Annotated in this window: 2 protein-coding genes and 1 pseudogene; all 3 read left to right on the top strand. The window is 55.9% G+C overall.

The features are described 5' to 3' along the window. The coding region (locus tag GJA01_RS15030; RefSeq protein WP_145993815.1) for an aldehyde dehydrogenase family protein at positions 1-309 on the top strand (309 nt) is incomplete at its 5' end. Between the two features lies 1 nt (position 310). Further along, positions 311-1,903, top strand: coding sequence for a GMC family oxidoreductase (locus GJA01_RS15025; protein WP_062502382.1), 1,593 nt, complete (start codon positions 311-313; stop codon positions 1,901-1,903). An 89-nt stretch (positions 1,904-1,992) separates the two neighbouring features. Beyond that, a pseudogene (locus tag GJA01_RS15020) lies at positions 1,993-2,229 on the top strand (acyl CoA:acetate/3-ketoacid CoA transferase); the annotation flags it as partial.

Raw genomic sequence — 2,229 nt, 5'->3', positions numbered from 1 at the left:
GGTCCGGTGCTGTCGGTCTTCCGGTTCAGCACTCTTGAGGAAGCGATCTCCCTAGCCAATGACACGGTTTATGGGCTGGCGGCATCTGTCTGGACGAAGGATATCAGCAAGGCGCTGAAGGTGACGCGCAAGGTTCAGGCCGGGCGCTTCTGGGTCAATACGATCATGGCTGGTGGCCCCGAGATGCCGCTGGGTGGTTTCAAGCAGTCCGGTTGGGGCCGTGAAGCGGGCATGTATGGGGTGGAAGAATACACCCAGATCAAGTCCGTTCACGTCGATCTCGGTAAACGGACGCACTGGATCTCCTGATATGACTGGTTTCGATTACGTTATCGTTGGTGGCGGTTCGGCAGGATGTGTTCTTGCCGCTCGTCTCTCCCGAAACCCGGCGGTGCGCGTCTGCCTGATCGAAGCAGGTAAACGTGATACCAATCCACTCATTCACATGCCGGTTGGTTTTGCGAAAATGACGACAGGTCCCCTGACATGGGGGCTTGTCACCACGCCGCAGAAGCATGCCAATAACCGCCAGATTCCGTATGTGCAGGCACGCGTTCTGGGTGGTGGGTCCTCCATCAATGCCGAGGTCTTCACGCGTGGCCATCCTTCTGATTTCGATCGGTGGGAAGAGGAAGGTGCGGACGGCTGGGGATTCAAAAACATTCAGAAGTACTTCATTCGCTCTGAAGGAAATTCCATTCTTGCCGGATCATGGCACGGAACGGATGGTCCGCTCGGCGTGTCGAACCTGGATTGCCCGAACCCCGTCAGCCGCGCCTTCGTGCAGAGCTGTCAGGAAATCGGGATTCCTTACAACCCGGACTTTAACGGTTCAGTTCAGCAGGGTGCTGGCATTTACCAGCTCACGGTTCGCAACAACCGTCGCTGCTCTACAGCCGTTGGCTATCTGCGCCCGGCTATGAAGCGGAAGAACCTGACGGTCATTACGGGCGCGATGGTCCTGAAGATTGTCTTTGAAGGCAAGCGGGCTGTTGGCGTGCAGTATGTGGCCGACAAGCAGGTTCGTATTGCGCGGGCAGATCAGGAAGTGCTGGTGACGTCCGGTGCAATTGGAACGCCAAAGCTGATGATGCTGTCTGGTGTTGGTCCGGCTGCACATCTGAAAGAACACGGAATTCCCGTCGTTCATGATCTGCCGGGTGTGGGTCAGAACCTGCAGGACCACTTTGGTGTCGATATCGTTGCTGAGCTGAAAGGCCATGACAGTTTCGACAAATACAACCAGTTCAAGTGGATGATGTGGGCTGGGCTGCAGTACTCGCTGTTTAATAGTGGCCCTGTGACGTCCAACGTCGTGGAAGGCGGAGCTTTCTGGTACGGCGATCCGGCTGCAAGTTGCCCTGATCTTCAGTTCCACTTTCTGGCGGGAGCGGGTGCGGAAGCGGGTGTGGCCTCGGTGCCGAAAGGAATGTCCGGCATCACACTCAACAGCTATACGCTTCGTCCGAAAGCGCGTGGGTCTGTCACGTTGCGTTCGTCTGACCCTCGGGAAGCGCCGATTGTGGACCCGAACTTCCTTGGACATCCGGATGACCTGCGGACAACGGCAGAAGGCGTTCGTCTGAGCTACGAAATGTTCGGAAGTCATTCGCTCCAGAAATACATCAGCAAGGTCTGCCTGCCAGAAGGTGGTGGCCGTACGATCAAGGCTTATGAGGACTATGCCCGTCAGCAGGGGCGTACGTCCTACCATCCCACCTGCACCTGCAAGATGGGACGGGACGAAATGGCCGTTGTTGACCCGCGGCTGCATGTGCATGGACTGGAAGGTCTTCGGATTTGTGACAGTTCAATCATGCCTTCGCTGATCGGGTCTAACACGAATGCGACAACTGTCATGATCGGCGAGCGGGCTGCGGATTTCATTCTGGGGAATGCCTGAAGCCGATGTTTTTCAGGCGTCTCCTCGCAGAACGCATATTTCAGACAACCATAAGTAACTAACAAGATGGTTATAGTGGATTAAGAGCAATGACCAAGACCAGAACCGCAGCAGAAGCCGTCAGTCTCATCAAGGACGGAGCCACCATCGCAATCAACGCTTCGTCCGGTCTTTTGTGCCCTGATGATGTTCTGAAGGCTCTCGGCGAGCGCTTTGAAAAAGAAGCCGCACCGAAAAACCTGACGACCATTCATCCGATTGCAACGGGCGACATGTTCGGAACCAAGGGCGTGGATCATATCGCGCAGCCCGGTATGATCCGGAAG

Source organism: Gluconobacter japonicus, from assembly GCF_002723975.1.
Lineage (GTDB): Bacteria > Pseudomonadota > Alphaproteobacteria > Acetobacterales > Acetobacteraceae > Gluconobacter > Gluconobacter japonicus.
This window is presented reverse-complemented; position numbering and strand designations above follow the sequence as displayed.

Excerpts from the sequence above, each read along its gene's own strand:
- GJA01_RS15025 (WP_062502382.1), top strand. The coding sequence starts at position 311 with ATGACTGGTTTCGATTACGTTATCGTTGGTGGCGGTTCGGCAGGATGT.